We start from the raw sequence: 18227 nt of genomic DNA on the forward strand, positions 1-18227 counted from the left end.
GATTCGGAGATGGCACAGTCCCACATTGTCATGGTTGGCTTGCGGTATCTGGCGGCGTTTGTCCTGTTATGGGAAATCATTGCCGGGTGGTCATCCGGATCATGGGGCATGGGCAGTGTCGCTGTGCTGATTGCCACCGCAGTCGCCCTGTGTTTGCGTTCTAGAGAGGCTGGGCCGCTTCGGTGGAGTGGAGCCATTCGGTTCCTTCCCTATTTTTTTCTCCAGTCCGTTCGGGGTGGGGTAGACGTTGCTCGGCGCGCCTTCTCCCCCGGCATGCAGCTCGAGCCGCTGCTGGTGGAGCATCCCCTTTCTTTGCCCCCGGGTGCGGCACGACTTTTCCTGGTGAACGTGGTGAGCCTGCTGCCGGGAACGCTGGGGGCGGATGTGCGCAAAGACTGCCTGGTCGTGCATGCGCTGGATCGCTCTCTGGCCGGGGAGCTGGTGAACCTCGAGCAGAAGGTGGCGAGGCTTTTTGACGCTGACGGAGTGAATGCTCTCTGAGTAACATCTGTGGAGGATTATCGTAGATGGAGCCTTTGTGCCTGGCAATGGCGCTGATTCTGCTGCTGATCATTGTAGCGGGGTTGTGGCGGGTGTTTCAGGGGCCGACTGCCGCGGACCGCATGCTGGCGGCCCAGCTGTTCGGAACCACGGCCGTCGCGATCCTGCTGCTTCTGGGGCAGGCAGGCGGAGTGACGGCGCTGTGGGACGCGGCGCTGGTATTCGCCCTTCTCGGGGCTGTGGCGGCGGTGACCTTTGTCCGGCGCAGCTGGGCGCGGGAAGCGGATGCGGAAAAGGACAACGACGATGTTTGAATCTGCCCTGGCGACCCTGTTTTTTGCAGCCGCACTCTATTTTTTCCTGGCCGGAACCCTGGGGATGCTGCGTTTCCCTGATGTCTTCTGCCGCCTGCATGCCCTGACCAAGGCCGACAACCTCGGCCTGGGATTCACCGTTCTGGGGCTTATGATCCTCAGCGACAGCTGGCAGTCTGCGGCGCGGCTGCTGCTGACCTGGCTGCTGGTGATGCTCTCCGGCGCAACGGTTGCGCACCTGGTGTCGCGCAAGGCCCTTCGCGACGGCATCACCCCCTGGAGGAAGCCGTGACGCTGGTGGGTGCGCTCTTTGATCTGGTCCTGCTGCTGACCCTTTTATGGCTTGCCTGGCAGGTGCTGGCTTCGCCCGACCTGTTCAAAGCGGTGGTTCTGTTTATTTCATTCGGTTTGCTGCTGGCGCTGGCCTGGGTGCGGCTCGATGCGCCCGATGTGGCCCTGGCCGAGGCGGCAATCGGTGCCGGAATCACCGGCGCCCTGTTCCTCGCTGCGTTAGGGCGTTTCGGGCATGATGAGCCCGGCGGCCGGCGGGGTCGGAAGAGCCTCGGGCGACATCTTGCGGCCCCGGTCCTGGTGGCGACCTTTCTGCTGATGCTTGGAACCATCATGCTGCGCTTTTTGCCCCGCCTGCCGAACGCCGGCGGTTTAAAGTCGGAGGTCATGGCCCATCTGCCCATGAGCGGGGTGACTCACCCGGTGACCGCGGTCCTGCTCGGTTTTCGAGCCTATGACACTCTGCTCGAACTCGGTGTTCTGCTGCTGGCGGTGGTGGCGATCCGGTCGATTGACCTGGGCCCCCCGCCGGAAGATAACATCCCGGTCTCTCCCGCACAGAAGGGATTGAGCCGGATTCTGCTTCCGCTGATGGTATTGGTTTCAATCTACCTGTTATGGCGTGGCGGGCATGCCCCGGGCGGTGCTTTCCAGGCGGGCGCTCTGTTGGGAGCGGGGCTGGTTCTGTATGTATTGAGCGGTGGCGCCCTGATCGCCGGGCCGGGCGGCCTCTACCTGCGCATCCTCATGGCCTGCGGGTTCGCTTTTTTTCTCACGGTGGCTGTCGCAGCCCTCCTGGTTGCGGGGATTCCATTTGTCTATCCGCCTGCAGGAGGCAAGAACCTGATCCTGCTGATCGAAGCGCTGGCCGGCGTTTCCATTGCGCTCACTCTGGCGCTGGCGGTGTTCGGCGGGCGCCTGGAAGAGGATGAGGGTGCGGGAGGCGGCTCATGAATACGGGACCCGGTTTCGTCATTGCCGGATTTCTGCTTTTTCTTCTGGGGGTTCACGGGGTTTTCGTGCGTGAGCATCTGCTGCGCAAGATTCTTGCCGCCAATATCATGGGAAGCGGCGTTTTCATGGTCTTTCTCGCCCTGGGGCACGGCGGCACGTCCTCTGCACCCGATCCCGTGCCGCAGGCGATGGTCCTGACCGGGATCGTGGTGGCAGTGGCGTTCTCCGCGGTGGCGGTGGTGCTGGCCGTTAGAATCCAGCAGACTCATGGGCGGCCCTATCTCCCGCGCGGCGGGGAGGAAGAAAAGTGAGCGGCGTGCTGCATCACCCCTGGGCATTGTGGATGATTTTCCTGCCGCTGGCCGCTGCGGTTGCTGCGTTTCTGCTGCCGCGCCGCGCCGGCATGATCGGGATGGGCACGGCCCTGGCGATGCCGCTGCTGGCGGCGCTGGCTGCCTTCCATCTGTATGCGGTCGGCCCCCTGCAATTGACGGCCGGTGACTGGCCGCTGCCCCTGGGCATTGCATTGCGTCTCGACGGACTGGCGGCCATGATGCTGGTGACCTGTGCCGTGGTCGGCCTGGTGGTGAGCGTTTATGCTCAGGGGTATTTCCCTTCCCGGAGCCCCGGGCGGAACCGGACCGCGCATTTCTGGCCGCTGTGGCTTTTTTTGTGGGGCGCGGCGAGCGCCCTGTTCCTTTCTGCGGACCTGTTCAATCTCTATGTGACGCTGGAGATGGTGACGCTGGCCTCTGTCGCCCTGGCCGCACTGGAGGGGCGGCCAGCGGCACTGAGCGCTGCCATGCGTTACCTGCTGGTCGGCATGGCGGGGTCACTGTTTTATCTGCTCGGGGTGGCGCTGCTCTATGCGGCCTATGGGACGGTGGACCTGAGTCTGCTTGGCGAAGCCATGACCGCTAACGCTCAAAGCCGCGCCGCGATGGCCCTGATGGTGGGCGGCCTGTTGTTCAAGTCGGCGCTTTTCCCGATGCACTTCTGGCTGCCGCCGGCTCACTCCCAGGCGCCTGCCCCGGTGAGCGCGCTGCTATCGGCGCTGGTGGTCAAAACCTCCTATGTCATCATCCTGCGGTTATGGTTCGAGGTCTTTCCGGGAGTGGCATCACCTTTGGCGGGACATCTGCTCGGTGTCCTGGGGGCAACGGCGATTTTGTGGGGATCGCTGATGGCGCTGCGACAGGAGCGCTTGAAACTGCTGGTAGCCTATTCCACCGTAGCCCAGATCGGCTATCTCTTTCTGGTCTTCCCTCTGGCGAGCAGCGGCACGGCGGCCAGCGTCTGGGCCGGCGCCATCTTTTTCATACTGGCTCATGCCTGCGGCAAGGCCGCCATGTTCCTGGTGGCCGGGGCGATTCATCATACGGTGGGGCATGACCGAATCAACCACCTGGCCGGTGCCGGCGGTCCGCTGGGCGTGCTGGTGGTGATCTTTGCGCTGGCCTCGGTCACCATTATAGGACTGCCGCCCAGCGGCGGTTTTTTTGCCAAGTGGCTGCTGCTTGATGCGGCTATCGTGACCGGGCAGTGGGGATATGTCGTGGTCATGGCTTTTGGGACTCTGCTGGCGGCGGCCTATGTAGTGCGCGTTCTGGCCTGGGCTTTTCTTGATGTCGAGCGCACGCACCACGCAACCCTCCCCTGGGTGATGAAGTGGCCGCCGTTGGCGCTTTCGGTGGTTTCTCTGCTGCTGGGACTTGGTGCTTATGTGCCCGTGCTGCTCTCGTTGCTGCAGGCTCCCGTCGCCGGTGCCGTCCTCATAGGAGCGGGGCCATGAACGATTCACTGCTGTTGTTGGCCATTCTGTGCAGCTCTCTGGTGCCGGGACTGATCATTTTCGCCCTGCCGGAGCGAAGTCATCGCCTGCGCACCACCCTCAACATGGCGGGGGCGCTGCTGAAGCTGAGCCTGGTGGCGCTGCTGTTCATTCTGGTTTACCGGGGCCGCTTCCCCGAGCTGCGCATTGCTCTGCTGCCGGGAATGGAGCTGGCGCTGCATGCCGACTCGCTGTCGCTGCTTTTTCTCGGCCTGTCGGCCTTTCTGTGGTTTCTGACCACCGTGTATGCCATCGGCTACCTGGAAGGCTCTCCCCATCGAAGCCGCTTTTTCGGGTTCTTCAGCCTGTGTGTCAGCGCCACCACCGGCATCGCCCTTGCCGGGGACCTGGTCACTTTTCTCATTTTTTACGAGATGCTGACCCTGTCTACCTTTCCGCTGGTGGTGCATCGCGGCACTCCCGAAGCCCTGAGCGCCGGACGCATTTACCTGGCCTATACCCTGAGCGGAGGCGTGGTGCTGCTGGTGGCCACGGTCTGGCTACGAACCCTTGTGGGCCCCCTGGACTTCACCGTGTCTGGAATCCTGCCTGCTGCAGATCCTGCGCTCTATGGGGAGTTCAAAATCATCTTTTTTCTGCTGATCGCCGGGTTGGGCGTCAAGGCGGCGCTGGTCCCTTTCCATTCCTGGCTGCCCACCGCCATGGTCGCGCCCGCCCCGGTCAGCGCGCTGCTGCACGCGGTCGCGGTGGTCAAGGCGGGGGCTTTCGGCATCATGCGCGTGGTTTACGGCGTGTACGGCATCGAGTTTTGCGCCTCCCTCGAGGTGTTGGGACCGCTGGCATTCGTGGCGGCCTTTACCATCCTCTACGGTTCGCTCCGCGCCCTGGCGCAGGAGGACCTCAAGCGGCGGCTCGCCTTTTCCACGGTCAGCCAGGTTGCCTATATCACTCTCGGTCTGGCACTGCATGGCCCGCTGGCCACCATCGGCGGCCTGGTTCACCTGGTGCACCAGGGATTGATGAAGATCACCCTGTTTTTTGGAGCCGGAAATCTGGCTGAAACCCTCGGCATCCACAAGATCAGGGATATGGCGGGGGTGGGCCGTCGCATGCCCTGGACCATGGGCGCGTTTACCGTTTGCGCCCTGGGCATGATCGGCCTGCCGCCCACGGTGGGTTTTGTCACCAAATGGTACCTCTCGCTGGGGGCTCTGACCATCAATCAACCCTGGGTGGTGGTGTTGCTGATCACCAGCACTCTTCTCAATGCCGCTTATTTCCTGCCGATTCTGCGCACGGTCTGGTTCGATAAACCGCAGCGCCCGTGGCCGGAGAGCCCGCCTGATCACGGCGGGAAGGAAACGCGCTGGGCGCTTCTGCTGCCGCCCCTGGTGACGGCCGCGCTGGTGCTGCTGTTCGGCCTGCTGGCCGCTGCGCCTTTCAGCCCGCTGCAATGGGTCCGGTTGATTGCGGCACGGGAGTATGCGCCATGACGACAGAGACTGCTTTGTATCAGGTACTGTTGGTGCTGACCCCTCTGGCTCCCCTTGTATTGTGTACTCTGCTCTGGTGGGAAGGAGCCAGGGACCGGCTGATTTCTCTTGTGCCCTGGGCAGCGCTGCCCGGCCTGTTGCTGGCCCTGCTGCCGGATGGGGGAAGCCGCATCGGCCTGGATTGGCTGCTGCTTGGCGGACAGCTCGGCCTTGACGGGATGGGGCGCGTTTTTCTGCTGCTGACCGCCCTGCTGTGGATGTCCGCCGGCCTGCACCTGCGCCAGCTGCTCTCCGACGACTCCCATGCGCGGCGTTTCGCCATCTTCTTTCTGCTCGCCATGGGCGGCAACCTGGGGGTGGCGCTTTCCCTGGATATGCTGGGCTTTTATCTTTTTTTCGCCCTGATGAGTTTTTCCTCCTACGCCCTGGTGGTGCATGACGGGCGCGATTTCTCCCGCCGCGCCGGGCGGGTTTACCTGATTCTCGTGCTGGTGGGGGAGGTTCTGCTGTTCACCGCCCTGGTAATGCTGGCCCGTCACACCCCTTTTCTGCTGTTGAGCGAGGCCTCCAGTGCGCTCGCCGGCAGCGAGCAGCGAAACCTGATTCTGGCTATTCTGATTCCGGCTTTGGGGATCAAGATCGGCATGGTGCCGCTGCATTTCTGGCTGCCGCTGGCGCACCCGGCCGCCCCGGTGCCGGCCAGTGCGGTTCTGAGCGGCGCCATGATCAAGGCGGGCCTGCTGGGACTGGCGCGCCTGCTGCCGCTGGGGCAGGTGTCTTTGCCGGGATGGTCGGGAGGACTCATTATTGTCGGGCTGGTGATGGCCTATTACGGTGTCATTGTCGGCCTGCCGCAGCGTGAAGCCAAGACGGTACTGGCCTATTCCAGCATCAGCCAGATGGGCTATGGCGTCATTGCCCTCGGGCTGGGCTTGGCGCAGCCCGCCGTCTGGCCGCAGCTGGCCCCGGTGCTGGCTTTTTATGCACTTCACCATGGCCTGGCCAAGGGGGCGCTTTTTCTCGGTGTCTCCATGGCGCCCGTTTCAGGCATGTCCGTCTGGCTGCGCAGGGTGGCGGTGGTGGGGCTGCTGTGGCCGGCGCTGACGCTGAGCGGGGCGCCCTTTACCAGCGGCGCCCAGGCCAAGGCCGCACTCAAGCCTTTTTTGAAGGAGATGCCTGCCTATGGGCCATTTTCCCTTTCGGCCCTTTTATCCTTTGCGGCTGTGGGCACTGCCCTGATCATGGTGCGTTTTCTGTTTCTGATGTATCGCAAACCCTCTGATCGTCCTTCGCCCGGTGCGGCCATGTGGGGCGGCTGGTTGCTGCTGCTGGCGGCGAGCATGGTCTGCGCCGTCGGCTGGTTTCCCGATCCCTGGCTGCACGCCGCGCTGCAGTCCGTTTCCATCGCGCCGGTCTCCGCCCTGTGGCCGCTGCTGCTTGCCGTGCTCGTTGCTGTTGCAGCCATGCGCCGGCTGCCGCCGTCTGTGAAAGAGGTTTTTTCTCCACCGCCAGGGGATGTGGGCGCTCTTGTCGAAAAGTTTATTTTGCGGGCGTATGACTCCTGTCGCAAGCTCTGCGGTCGGATTGGCGCTGGAAAATGCTGGGAATCGCTCCGCCTGCCGCGCGGCAGGTGGTGGTACCGGCTGGCGGTATACGAGGTGCTGCACGAGACCGAACTGTCTCTGCGCCGATTTTCCATGGCGGGCGCAGTCTTTTTGTTTATACTTCTCCTCTTTCTTCTTTGAATGGGAGAGGCTTTACTGCAAATGAATCACCGCAAAACGTTCCGCTTTATCTTCGTGCTCCTGGTGGGATTGGGTCTCGGTCTTTTTTCTTCGAACACTGCCTTAGCATCGCAGCCGAACACTCCATGGAGTCTGATCGGATTCACTTCCATCTACACTCCCGATCGATTGAAAGACATATTCACCAATCGCCATTCCTACCAGGACTCCTACCTGGTGGCGCTGGCCCTGAATCACCGGTTTGCGCGTCCAAACAGATCGCTCGGCTGGGAGTGGGAGGTGCAGGGTGTTCGCCATTTCGGCCGCCAGAACCACTTTGAAACCAACGCGCTGATTCTGGCCCGCTGGTACCGCTTCCCCTGGAATGATTGGGTCGCAACCACCTTCGCGGTGGGAGAAGGGCTCTCCTACGCATTCCGCAAGCCGCGTCTCGAGCGAAAAGATCACGATGACCCTTCGCAGCTTCTCAACTATCTGCTGTTTGAGCTGACCCTGAGCCCCGAGGAGCAGAGCCGTTGGTATTTCAGTACCCGCATCCACCACCGTTCCGGGGTGTTTGGTCTGTTCAACGGTGTGCGCGGCGGCTCCAATTTTATCGGGATGGGGGTCGGCTACCGCTTTTGATTCAAGATCAATCCGATTCAAGTTGAAGCCTTCTTTTCTTTGTTTATACTTTCATGGGAGAGTTGCCTCATGGAGAATGCGGTTTTGCTTATGAAAGTAACTTGCAGGCTCGGTCTTTCCTTGCAGAGGAGAAGCCGGGCCGTTTTGATTGGAAGGAGGATGCAATGGCCGATAAAAAGAAACTTTCTCAGGACACGCAAAATACGCTCTGGCATGCTCGCACAGTTGAGGATGTCCGACAGACGCTGAATGTCCCGGAGGAGGGGCTCTCCGACCAGGAGGCCGCAGAGCGCCTTGAGCGCTACGGCCCCAACCAGTTGCCGGCCCCGCAGAGGCGTGGGCCTCTCAAGCGGTTTTTCGTCCAGTTCCACAATCTCTTGATCTATGTCCTGCTGGGCGCGGCGATGGTGACCGCTCTGATGGGGCACTGGCTCGATTTCGGCGTGATTCTCGGCGTGGTGGTGGTCAATGCTCTGATCGGTTTTATCCAGGAGGGCAAGGCGGAGAAGGCCCTGGATTCCATTCGCGACATGCTGTCGCTGCACGCATATGTGGAACGTGACGGACATCGCCGCGAGGTTGCCGCCGAAGAGCTGGTCCCCGGAGACCTGGTTTTGCTGCAGGCCGGCGACAAGGTGCCCGCCGACATGCGGTTGATCAGGGTCAAGGATCTGCGGGTGGATGAAGCCCTTCTTACCGGCGAGTCCCAGGCGGTGGCCAAACAGGTCGACCCGGTGGAGGAGGATGCCGTGCTGGGCGACCGCCTGAGTATGGCTTACTCCGGCACGGTGGTGACCTACGGCCGGGCCTCCGGGGTGGTGGTGGCCACCGGCAAGCAGACGGAAATCGGCCGTATCAGTGAGATGCTGACAACGGTCGAAACAATCAGCACGCCCCTGTTGCGCAAGATGGATGTGTTCGCACGCCGGCTCACGGGAGCCATCATTTTGCTGGGCGTCGGCGCCTTTGCGTTCGGGATGCTGGCACGCGACTACACGATGGTGGAAATGTTCCTGGCGACGGTGGGGTTGATCGTTGCCGCTATCCCGGAGGGGCTGCCCGCCATCATCACGATCACCCTGGCTATCGGCGTACAGCGTATGGCGCGGCGCAAGGCCATTATCCGCCGCCTACCGGCGGTGGAAACCCTGGGCGCGGTAACGGTGATCTGCTCCGATAAAACAGGGACGTTGACCCGTAACGAAATGATGGTGCGCGATGTCGTATGCGCCGACGCCTCGTTTGAGGTCGAGGGCGACGGCTATGATCCTCATGGTGAGGTTCTGCGTGACGGCCAATCGGTCGAAGTGAGCGATTACCCGCTGCTTGGCGACCTGGCTCGTGTCGGCTTGTTGTGCAACGACTCGACGCTGGATACCGACGACAATGAGCAGTGGAGGATTCATGGCGATCCTACCGAGGGAGCGTTGCTCACCCTGGGGCTTAAGCTCGGGCTTGACGCTGAGCGCGAAGCGGATGATCTGCCGCGCACCGACGCGATTCCCTTCGAGTCCGAGCACCGTTTTATGGCAACGCTGCATCACGATCATGAGGGCAATGCCTTTATCTTCCTCAAAGGGGCGCCGGAGCGCGTGCTGGAGCTGTGCCGCCGGCAGCGACAGGGTGATGAAGAGGTGGAGCTTGATGAGGATCTCTGGCGCGATGCTGCCGAGAAGCTTGCCGGTAACGGCCGGCGAGTTCTGGCTCTGGCCTGGCGGCAGACCGATTCCGATCGGCACGATCTCGCCTTTGATGACATCAGCGAGTTTACCCTGCTGGGGCTGGTGGGAATTACCGATCCACCGCGCCCGGAGGCAATTGAGGCAGTCAAACGCTGTCGCACGGCAGGCATCGGCGTGAAGATGATTACCGGCGACCACGCCCGCACCGCCTTGGCCATCGGCCGGGATATGGGGATCGGCGATGGCGAGCGGGTCGTGACGGGCGCCGAAATCGAGGATGCCGCCGACGAGCGTTTATCCGAATGGGTGCGCGAGGTTGATGTATTTGCCCGCACCAGTCCTGAGCACAAACTGCGTCTGGTGCGCGCCCTGCAGGCGAACGGCGAGATCTCCGCCATGACCGGAGACGGCGTCAACGACGCCCCCGCCCTCAAGCGCGCCGACGTGGGGGTGGCCATGGGGATCAAGGGCACCGAGGTTTCCAAGGAGGCCTCTGAGATGGTTCTTGCCGATGACAACTTCGCCTCCATTGTCGACGCCGTGGAGGAGGGGCGCACGGTTTACGACAATATTCGCAAGTCCATCACCTTCATTCTGCCCACCAACGGCGGCGAGGCTTTTGTGCTGCTGGCGGCGATCGCCCTTGGACGGGTGATGCCGATTACGCCGGTGCAGATCCTGTGGATCAACATGATCACGGCGGTCACCCTGGCTTTGTCGCTGGCCTTCGAGCCGCCGGAGAAGGATATCATGACGCGTCCTCCCCGTCCGCCGAAGGAGCCGATCCTTTCCCTGTTTCTGGGGTGGCGTATCCTGTACGTCTCCCTGATCCTGCTGGCGGGCACTTTCGGGCTGTACATCTACGAGCGCGAAACCGGGGCCGATATCGAAGTGGCGCGCACCGTGGCGGTCAACACCCTGGTCATGTTTGAAGCTTTCTACCTGCTCAACTGCCGCTACCTGCACCGCAGCGTCGTGTCGCGGGAAGGGCTGCTGGGCAACCGACTGGCGCTCTATGCCATCGGGCTGGTCGTTGTTTTTCAGTTGCTGTTCACCTATGCGCCGCCGCTGCAGTTTCTGTTTTCGACGGCACCTCTGGACGGCGCCGCCTGGCTGAGGGTCGTGCTGATCGCCTCGACGGTATTTTTCCTGGTTGAGCTGGAGAAGGTCTTGTTCAAGGGGTTGCACCGCGAGGCGCGTGGGCTTGAACCGCGCAGGGAGGGGGAAGCATGATTCTTTTTTGTCGGGCGGCTTTCTGGATTGCCGTTTATCTTGCCCTCGTTCTGGTGCCGCTTTTTGCCCTGTTGATCGGGCCGCGGCCGGCGGGCAGCGGTTTCTGGTGGGATCTTTCGCTGGCGCTGGGGTTCGCCGGCACCACCATGATGGCGGTGATGTTTTTTCTCACCGCCCGCTTCCAGCGGGCAACGGCTCCATTCGGCATTGACCTGGTCTACTATTTTCACCGCTGGATCTCTCTGGGCGCCGCGCTGTTCGTGGTGCTTCACCCCGTTCTGTTCGTGGTTCAGGACTCGTATGCCCTGCACATGTTTCACCCCGCGGTGATGGGCTGGGAGCTGTGGTCCGGAGTGGGGTCGGCGCTGGCGCTGGCGGCGATTATGGTGACCTCGCTGTGGCGCAAACCGTTGCGGATTCACTATGACGCATGGCGCGTATGGCATGCTCTGCTGGCTGTTATTGCGCTGGCGCTGGCGCTGGTGCACATTGCCGGAATCGGATATTACAGTGGGGAACCCTGGAAAAAAGGGTTGTGGCTGGTCATCGGCCTGAGCTGTGTGGCGGTCGTGGTTTATGTGCGGTTGATCAAGCCGACCGCGATGCTGAAGCGTCCCTGGCGGGTGACGGAGGTCATCGAGGAGCGGGGCAGCACCTGGACTCTCGTTCTGCGTCCCGAACACCATGCAGGATTTCTTTTTCTGCCGGGACAGTTCGCCTGGTTGACTTTGGAGCGCTCCCCTTTTGCCATGAAAGAGCATCCCTTCTCCATTGCCTCGAGCGCCGAGAACCCGCTCGAGCTGCGTTTCACCATTAAAGAGCTGGGCGATTTCACCCGCCGTATCGGTCAGATCAAGCGGGGAACCAAGGCCTGGATTGATGGGCCCTACGGCACTTTCAGCATCGACCGCATGCAGGCTCCGGGTTATGTTTTTGTTGCCGGCGGTGTTGGCATCGCACCGATCATGTCGATGCTGCGTACTCTCGATGAACGCGGCGACAAGCGGCCGCTGCAGCTTTTTTATGCCTATCATACCTGGGAGCGGTTGACGTTCCGTGAGGAACTTGAAGAGTTGCGTGGTCGTCTCGACCTGGATATTGTCTATGTTCTGAACGATCCGCCGTCGGACTGGGAAGGCGAAACAGGATATCTGACCGAGGACATTTTTGCCCGTCACCTTTGTGCTGGCCGTTCTCAGCTGGAATGTTTCATCTGCGGGCCGACTCCCATGATCGAAGTGGCGGAAAAATCTCTGGCGCACCAGGGGGTTCCCCGCGGTCAGATCCACTCGGAATTGTTCGACCTGGTTTAACCCGGAGTTTTTCCCGATTCGTGATGACAGGACGGTGTTATGCGTCTTCTTTTTGCCAAAATGCTGGCCTTGGTCAGCACGCTGTTGATTCTGCTGCTGGCAGTCATCTTTGCCTGGCTGCAAAATGCCTGACCTCTTCGCTTCCCGCAAGCGCCGCGGCTTAATGCTGCGGGAAGCGATTATTCTGTTTCTGACCGCAGCGCTTCTGCTTCTGGGGGGACTGTCAGCTCACGCACAGCAAGCGAGAGTCGAACTCAGGGTCGATGGAGTCCGCGACGATGCGCTGGCCAACGTGGAGCAGGCCCTGGAACTGCCCCGCGGGCTGGTGCGCGACGGGCGGATCAACAAACTGTGGCTGCGGCGTTTCGAACGACAGATCCCCGAGAAGGCGGCGCGCGCCCTGGAGCCTTTCGGCTATTATCAACCGGTCGTGGAAGTCGAGCGCGAGGAGTTCGAGCGTAACAGCGTGCGCCTGCGGGTGAAGGTCGACCCGGGGCCCGTGGTCAGGATCAAGGGGCGCCGACTGCTGATTGAAGGCGATGCCCCGCGGGTTCTTCGCAGCAGGCTCGATTCCTTTCCGCTGGCCCCGGGCGAGAGGCTGCTGCACGTTCCTTATGAAAAAGCCAAGGGTGAGCTGCTGGGAGTGGCGCTCGACCTGGGGTTTCTGGATGCCCGCTACACACGTCACGTCATCCGGGTCGATCCGCAGGAAAACAGCGCCGTACTTGAACTGACCCTCGATCCCGGCCCCCGTTACCATTTCGGGGACATCAGCCTTGAGGGCGCCCCCGATTATCCCGAGCGATTTCTGCGCCGCTATGTGGCGGTGCGCTCCGGCGATACCTTCTCCTACGACAGCCTCAGTGACACACAGCGCAATTTTCTCGACAGCGATCGTTTCCGCAACGTCGTTGTCAACCCCCGTAAGGACGAGGCGCGGGATAATCAGGTGCCCGTCGATATTCGGCTTGAGCCTTCCTCGCGCAAGCGCCTGCGTCCCGGCATCGGTTACGGCACCGACACCGGCGCGCGCATTTCTCTGCGCTACCAGGATGTCAACCTCTGGCACAAAGGGCATGAACTCGAACTTGAGGCCCTGCTGGCCGAACTGCGTCAGTCCGGTACTGCAGCCTACATTCTGCCCGGCTACCGCAATGTCGACACCATGTTCGCGCTGCGGGGCGGCTACCAGCGCGAGGATCTCGATCCCTATGAGACCGAGTACCTGTTTGCTGAAGCGGAGCGGATGGTCGGCTATACACAGGGGCGGCAATCGTCGGTTTACCTGCGTTATCAACTGGAAAAATCGACTGTCGGCGGAGAGAGCATTGACAGCAATTTTCTGATGCCCGGATTTCGCTACAGTCAGGTGCGCTTCGATCACCCGGTGCGACCGAGCAAGGGGTACCGCTATCGCTTTGAGACGCGCGGAACCTACAGCGGGTTGCTGTCAGACATTACCCTCGGCCAGATCCTCGGTGAGGGTAATCTGCTGGTGCGTCTGCCGTGGCGTAATTTTATCCATCTGCGCATGCAGTTCGGGACCACCATTCAGGATGATCCGATAGAAAATATCCCAGCTTCGCTGCGCTTTTTCGCCGGTGGTGATTATAGCGTTCGCGGCTACGGTTACCAGACCCTGGGGCCGCGCAATGACGAGGGCGAGGTGGTGGGCGGCAAGCATCTGCTGGTCGGCAGCGTCGAGTTGGAGCATCGTTTCAGCGGCAATTGGGCGATGGCGGCCTTTTTCGATATCGGCAATGCCTTCAACCGTTTTACCTATATCAACGCGGCCCGCTCCGCCGGGGCCGGCGTGCGTTACTACTCACCGGTAGGCCCGGTGCGGCTGGATCTTGCGCGCCAGCTCGGCGAGGATGACCCAAGCTGGCGCCTGCACGTGGGGATCGGTCTCGGATGGTAAGAGTTTTTGTAAGACGCATACTGCCTTATGCCTTTGCTCTGCTGGCACTGCTGCTGACGCTGCTGTTGGCGGCGCTGTTCTGGTTGACGATGACATCCTCTGGTTCCAGGGCCCTTTTGGCAGCAGTCTCCACCTGGACACCTGTTCAAATCCAATTCCAGATCCTTGATGGTTCGCTGTGGCGTGGTCTGACTCTTGAAGCGGCGCAGGTGCGCTGGCCCGATGGAGAAGTCCGCATCGGACGACTGGCGACGCGTTGGACGCCCCTGTCCCTGGTGCGGGGTGAGCTGGTGGTTGAGCTGATCGAAGCCGACACCGTCGAGGTCTCCTGGCAGGAGAGCGCCCCCCCAGCGCCCCCCGAGGCGGGGGATCCCTTTCGGCTTGAATGGCCGGGTCTGGAGGGGCTCCCGCTCAAGCTCAGCGCCCGGATCGTTTCTCTGAAGCTGGACGATGTGCGGATCGCGCCGCCGGGTGCGCAGCCCATAGCGGTGGAACGGCTTCACGCCGCGGTGCAATGGGATCATGGGATACTGCGGGTGGAATCCCTTGATCTGCGCGCCGACGCTGGGGCGGCGGCCGGCGATCTGGCTGTCGGGCTGGATGCGCCGCTGCTGCAGCTCGCCCTCGATCTGCGGGCGAGGGCGATCGAAGGGCAGATCGCGTCGGTACGGATTGAGAGCAACCTGACGGCTGCCGAAGGGCGGTCGCTGCCATCGGGTCCCCTGCGGGTTGTGGCCGACATGGTCGATCAGCCCGATCTGGAACTGGAAGGTACCCTTGTGCCGGCTTCCGGACGCGTTACCGCCGAGAACTGGCGACTGCGCAGAACGGGAGTTTCCGGCGAGGTGCATCTCAACGGATTTTTCTCCTGGCAGGAGACCCTCCCCCAGGCCGATCTGCAGATCATTCTCGATCAGCTTGATCTTGAACCGCAAGCCGGTTGGCCGACGCTTCTTGACGGCACCCTGTCCGTATCCGGTGGCCCCGATGCCTATCAGGGTTCATTCGGTCTGCACAATGCACGCCCCGGGTGGGAAAATCTGGCCGTGGCGGGAGAACTGCGAGGCGACCTTGAACATCTTGAGCTGACTGCACTCAACGGGCGTTGGCTCGAGGGGACGTTCGATGATGGACGCGTCAGCCTGAACTGGACACAAGGCCTCGAACTTGCCCTGCAGTTGACCGCACGCGGCCTGAACCCGGAACTGTTTGAAGGCGCGCCGCACGGTGACCTCAATTTTATGTTGACGGGTGAAGGGAGGTTCGCGCCGCAGCAGCCCCCACAGGGGTGGGCGCGACTCGAACTGGCACCCAGTCACCTGCAGGGGCATGCGCTGAATGGTCTGGTCGCTGCCCGCGCCGAGGATCAGGATCTCATTGTGGATGAGTTGAGTCTGAAAGGGGAAGGCTTTGCCGTAGAAGCCCAGGGGCGGTTGCAGGAGAAAATCGGCTTGAGCTTTATCATCAAGGACGCCGGAAAGCTCCTCCCCGATATGGCGGGTCAGGCCGAGGGGGAGGGGTGGTTCGCCTGGGCTGAGGGAGAGCCGCGAGGCGCGCTGGTCGCGGCAGGTGAAGATCTGGCCTATGAAGAGCTGAGCATTGACCGCTGGTTGCTCGATGTCGAGTGGCCCGGCATGAATCGCCCTTTGCGTGGTGATGCCCGGGTGGAAGGTCTGATGACCCGGGTTCTGGCTCTGGAGGAGGTCACGGCTGGTCTGACAGGGGTGCCGGATGACCATGAATTGAGGCTGGCGGCTGACTGGGGGACCGGGCAGGCGCAGGCGCTGGTACAGGGCTCCCTGCGGGATCAGCAGTGGCAGGGGGTCATCGAACGGCTGGAAGGCGAAGAGGCGGACCTGGGCCATTGGCAAAGCCTCAAACCCGTTGTGCTTCAGCTCTCCGCACAGCAGGCGCGGATTGCCGATCTGGTGCTTGAATCCAGCCTCGGCGGTGAACTGGCTGCTGACGCCGAGCTGTCCTTTTCGCCTCTGCGGGGCGAGATCGAAGGGGCCTGGCGCAAACTTTCTCTGGCGCATTTCAACCCCTGGATTGCGGCGCTTCAACTCGAGGGAGAGAGTTCCGGCGATCTGCAATGGCTGTTGGACGGGGCTGAGCAGATGGATCTCTATGCAGATCTGCGGGCGACGGCTACGGTGCAGCATGGCAGTGAGGATCTGGTGCTGGATGAAGTGCTGGTGGAGCTGGCCTGGGACCGCCAGGGGCTTGAGCTCGACGGACAGGTTGATTTTGGTATTGGTGGCCTGGTCAGTCTTGCCGCAGAATCCCCGCAATCGGGGCGGCTTGCCCTGCCTGACCCCCTGGATTTCCGGGTTTCCTGGGACAATTTTCTGCTAGAGAAACTCGAAGGGTTCGTGCCGGCTGGAGTTCAGCTTGAGGGCGAATGGCTGGGACGTCTTGAGGGGCGCCTCGGGCCCGGCAACATTTTAGCTGTGGAGGGGACCAGCCTGGTTTCCGAGGGACTTCTGCGCCGCCGGGACGAGGACGGCGAGTGGTCCGTTGCGCTGCGGCAGGCCGAGGTCCTCTGGCAGTGGCGCGACGAAACTCTGCAGGGCGAACTCGATCTGGCCCTGGGCGATTTCGGCGAGGCGACGGCGACCTTTCAACTGCCGCTGCCCGCGCGACTTATCACCGCATTCGAAGACGAAGGAGCGGTGAGTGTACAGGCGCAGGCTCACATGCGCGAGCAGGGCCTGCTTGAGATGCTGCTGCCCGGCCTCGCTGAAGACATTGCCGGGGAGCTGGCCCTTGATGCTCAGGTTGGCGGCACTTGGCAGGAGCCGCGCTGGCAGGGCGATTTTTCGCTGATGAAGGCTGGAGCCACCCTGCCGGCCGCCGGTCTGGTGCTCGATGACATCGAGGTCGCCGGGCGCATCGTCGAGCGACGTATCGAAGTGGAGCGCCTGCAGGTGCGCTCGGGGCCGGGGGTGTTGACCGGCCGCGCTCAACTTGACCTGGGAGATTTCTCCGCCCCTGTTTATACGGGCGAGATCAAGGGGAGCAAAGTGCAGGTGATGAACCTGCCGGAGTTGCAGATCCAGGTCTCTCCCGACCTGACTTTTCGCGGGCGCCCTGATGCGCTCGCGGTGAGTGGCAAAGTGCATGTTCCTGTTTTTCTTGTCTACGACTGGCAGAATGAGGGGATGGTCAAGCCCAGCAGCGATGTGGAGATTGTCGGCAAACAGAGTGAGCCGGAGCCTGCCAGGCCTTTCGACCTGGATCTCGATGTCAATGTGACGCTCGGCGAACGCGTCATTCTGAAGGCCATGGGGCTTGATGCGCGACTCGAAGGCGGGTTGACGCTGGTGACCAATGAACGGCGCGATTTTATCGGTCAGGGGGAGATCCGTGTCGCGCAGGGGCATTACGCGGCCTATGGCCTCAAGCTGCCCATTACTCGCGGTCGGCTGCTGTTCGCCGGCGGGCCGGTGGACCGCCCCGGTCTCGACATCCTGGCGTTGCGAAAGGTAGGCGAGGTGCGCGCCGGGGTGCAGGTGACCGGCACGGCTCGAGCGCCCCGGGTCAAGCTCTACTCCGAACCGGGCATGCCCGACACCGACATCCTCTCCTATATTGTTCTCGGGCGCCCCCTGGGAGAAAGCGGCGGACAGACCGATGTGCTGATGCTGGCGGCGGGCGCTCTGCTGTCACAGGGAGAATCGGCAGCGCTGCAGGACAAACTCAAGCGGCGCCTGGGGATTGATGTCATCGAGGTGGAAAGCGGCACTGGCGATGTAGAGGCCTCCATGTTGACGGTGGGTAAATACCTGACCCCCGATCTCTACGTGAGTTTCGGTCAGGCGTTGTTTGGCGAAGCGAGCGTGGCGCGAATGCGTTACAGCCTGAGCGAGAAGTGGGATTTTGAATCCCAGTTTGGAACCGTCAGCGGCGCTGATCTCTATTACAAGATCCACTTCGATTGATGCGCAGACCACCCGACGGTTATTTGGGCGGCGTTCTGCGTTTCCAGTTCTCCCCGTCGATATAATTGAAAACCGTACCGCGCCAGTAAAGGGCTTCCGGCGGCAGGTTTTCACTGTGGACGCGCAGAGCGGTACGGTTGCCGGTTGCGATCTCGTTTGAACTGCTGCCGGGACGCACCGCATCACTGTATCCCGCCATGGCACTGCCTGAGAGGTTGACAAAATTCCACAACGGGACCTGGGTGCGGGGCAGGACCACAAAAAGCAGCGCCACCAGGGGGATGGCGGCGACCGGCATCAGCAGCCCGGTGACGGCCAGCTTGACGGTGCGCACCTTACCCTGCAGGGTCCGGTTGGCGAGCCGTTCAATCAGCGCGTTGAATGCCTGTGCGGTTGATGTCGACATGGGTCAAAGTATATGCA

At 62.0% G+C, this 18227-nt stretch carries 14 protein-coding genes; 13 read left to right on the plus strand and 1 reads right to left on the minus strand.

Going from position 1 to position 18227, the window contains the following annotated elements; genetic code table 11:
• Window positions 1–9: 9 nt before the first annotated feature.
• From GSUB_RS01740 to GSUB_RS01800, 13 genes are all read left to right on the plus strand, one after another.
• Window positions 10–501, plus strand: coding sequence for a Na+/H+ antiporter subunit E (locus GSUB_RS01740; RefSeq protein ID WP_052464363.1), 492 nt, complete (start codon window positions 10–12; stop codon window positions 499–501).
• Window positions 502–527: 26 nt separating this feature from the next.
• Window positions 528–815 carry an MrpF/PhaF family protein gene (locus GSUB_RS01745; protein ID WP_040198921.1) on the plus strand — a complete coding sequence of 96 codons (288 nt, stop codon included), beginning with the start codon at window positions 528–530 and terminating at the stop codon, window positions 813–815.
• Window positions 808–1107, plus strand: coding sequence for a monovalent cation/H(+) antiporter subunit G (gene mnhG / locus GSUB_RS01750; protein ID WP_052464365.1), 300 nt, complete (start codon window positions 808–810; stop codon window positions 1105–1107). Before GSUB_RS01745 ends, mnhG begins: the two co-directional genes overlap by 8 nt.
• The gene (locus tag GSUB_RS01755) at window positions 1104–2060 is read left to right on the plus strand and encodes a hydrogenase subunit MbhD domain-containing protein (RefSeq protein ID WP_084211661.1); all 957 of its coding nucleotides are present in this window, start codon (window positions 1104–1106) and stop codon (window positions 2058–2060) included. Before mnhG ends, GSUB_RS01755 begins: the two co-directional genes overlap by 4 nt.
• Window positions 2057–2371, plus strand: a complete 315-nt coding sequence (locus tag GSUB_RS01760) for an NADH-quinone oxidoreductase subunit K (RefSeq protein WP_040198922.1) — start codon at window positions 2057–2059, stop codon at window positions 2369–2371. Before GSUB_RS01755 ends, GSUB_RS01760 begins: the two co-directional genes overlap by 4 nt.
• Window positions 2368–3852: a complex I subunit 5 family protein gene (locus GSUB_RS01765; protein ID WP_040198924.1), complete on the plus strand. Its 1485-nt coding sequence runs from the start codon at window positions 2368–2370 to the stop codon at window positions 3850–3852. Before GSUB_RS01760 ends, GSUB_RS01765 begins: the two co-directional genes overlap by 4 nt.
• Window positions 3849–5345, plus strand: coding sequence for a complex I subunit 5 family protein (locus GSUB_RS01770; RefSeq protein WP_040198926.1), 1497 nt, complete (start codon window positions 3849–3851; stop codon window positions 5343–5345). Before GSUB_RS01765 ends, GSUB_RS01770 begins: the two co-directional genes overlap by 4 nt.
• On the plus strand, window positions 5342–7090 hold the full coding sequence (locus tag GSUB_RS01775; protein ID WP_040198927.1) for a complex I subunit 5 family protein: 1749 nt from the start codon (window positions 5342–5344) through the stop codon (window positions 7088–7090). The genes GSUB_RS01770 and GSUB_RS01775 overlap by 4 nt, the downstream gene beginning before the upstream one ends.
• Before the next feature lie 21 nt (window positions 7091–7111).
• The gene (locus tag GSUB_RS01780; RefSeq protein WP_052464366.1) at window positions 7112–7714 is read left to right on the plus strand and encodes a hypothetical protein; all 603 of its coding nucleotides are present in this window, start codon (window positions 7112–7114) and stop codon (window positions 7712–7714) included.
• Between the two features lie 164 nt (window positions 7715–7878).
• Complete coding sequence (locus GSUB_RS01785) at window positions 7879–10629, plus strand: cation-transporting P-type ATPase (protein WP_052464369.1); 2751 nt, start codon at window positions 7879–7881, stop codon at window positions 10627–10629.
• The gene (locus GSUB_RS01790) at window positions 10626–11942 is read left to right on the plus strand and encodes a ferredoxin reductase family protein (RefSeq protein ID WP_040198928.1); all 1317 of its coding nucleotides are present in this window, start codon (window positions 10626–10628) and stop codon (window positions 11940–11942) included. Before GSUB_RS01785 ends, GSUB_RS01790 begins: the two co-directional genes overlap by 4 nt.
• A gap of 124 nt (window positions 11943–12066) precedes the next feature.
• A complete protein-coding gene (locus GSUB_RS01795) occupies window positions 12067–13863 on the plus strand; it encodes an autotransporter assembly complex protein TamA (RefSeq protein ID WP_040198929.1) in 1797 nt (598 codons plus the stop codon).
• Entirely contained in the window at window positions 13857–17804 is a 3948-nt protein-coding gene (locus GSUB_RS01800) for a translocation/assembly module TamB domain-containing protein (RefSeq protein WP_040198930.1), read from the plus strand. Before GSUB_RS01795 ends, GSUB_RS01800 begins: the two co-directional genes overlap by 7 nt.
• 19 nt (window positions 17805–17823) lie before the next feature.
• On the opposite strand, the gene GSUB_RS01805 is transcribed toward GSUB_RS01800, so the two are convergent.
• A complete protein-coding gene (locus GSUB_RS01805) occupies window positions 17824–18210 on the minus strand; it encodes a TgpA N-terminal domain-containing protein (RefSeq protein WP_040198931.1) in 387 nt (128 codons plus the stop codon).
• Window positions 18211–18227 lie beyond the last annotated feature (17 nt).

It is taken from the genome of Geoalkalibacter subterraneus (assembly GCF_000827125.1).
GTDB lineage: Bacteria > Desulfobacterota > Desulfuromonadia > Desulfuromonadales > Geoalkalibacteraceae > Geoalkalibacter_A > Geoalkalibacter_A subterraneus.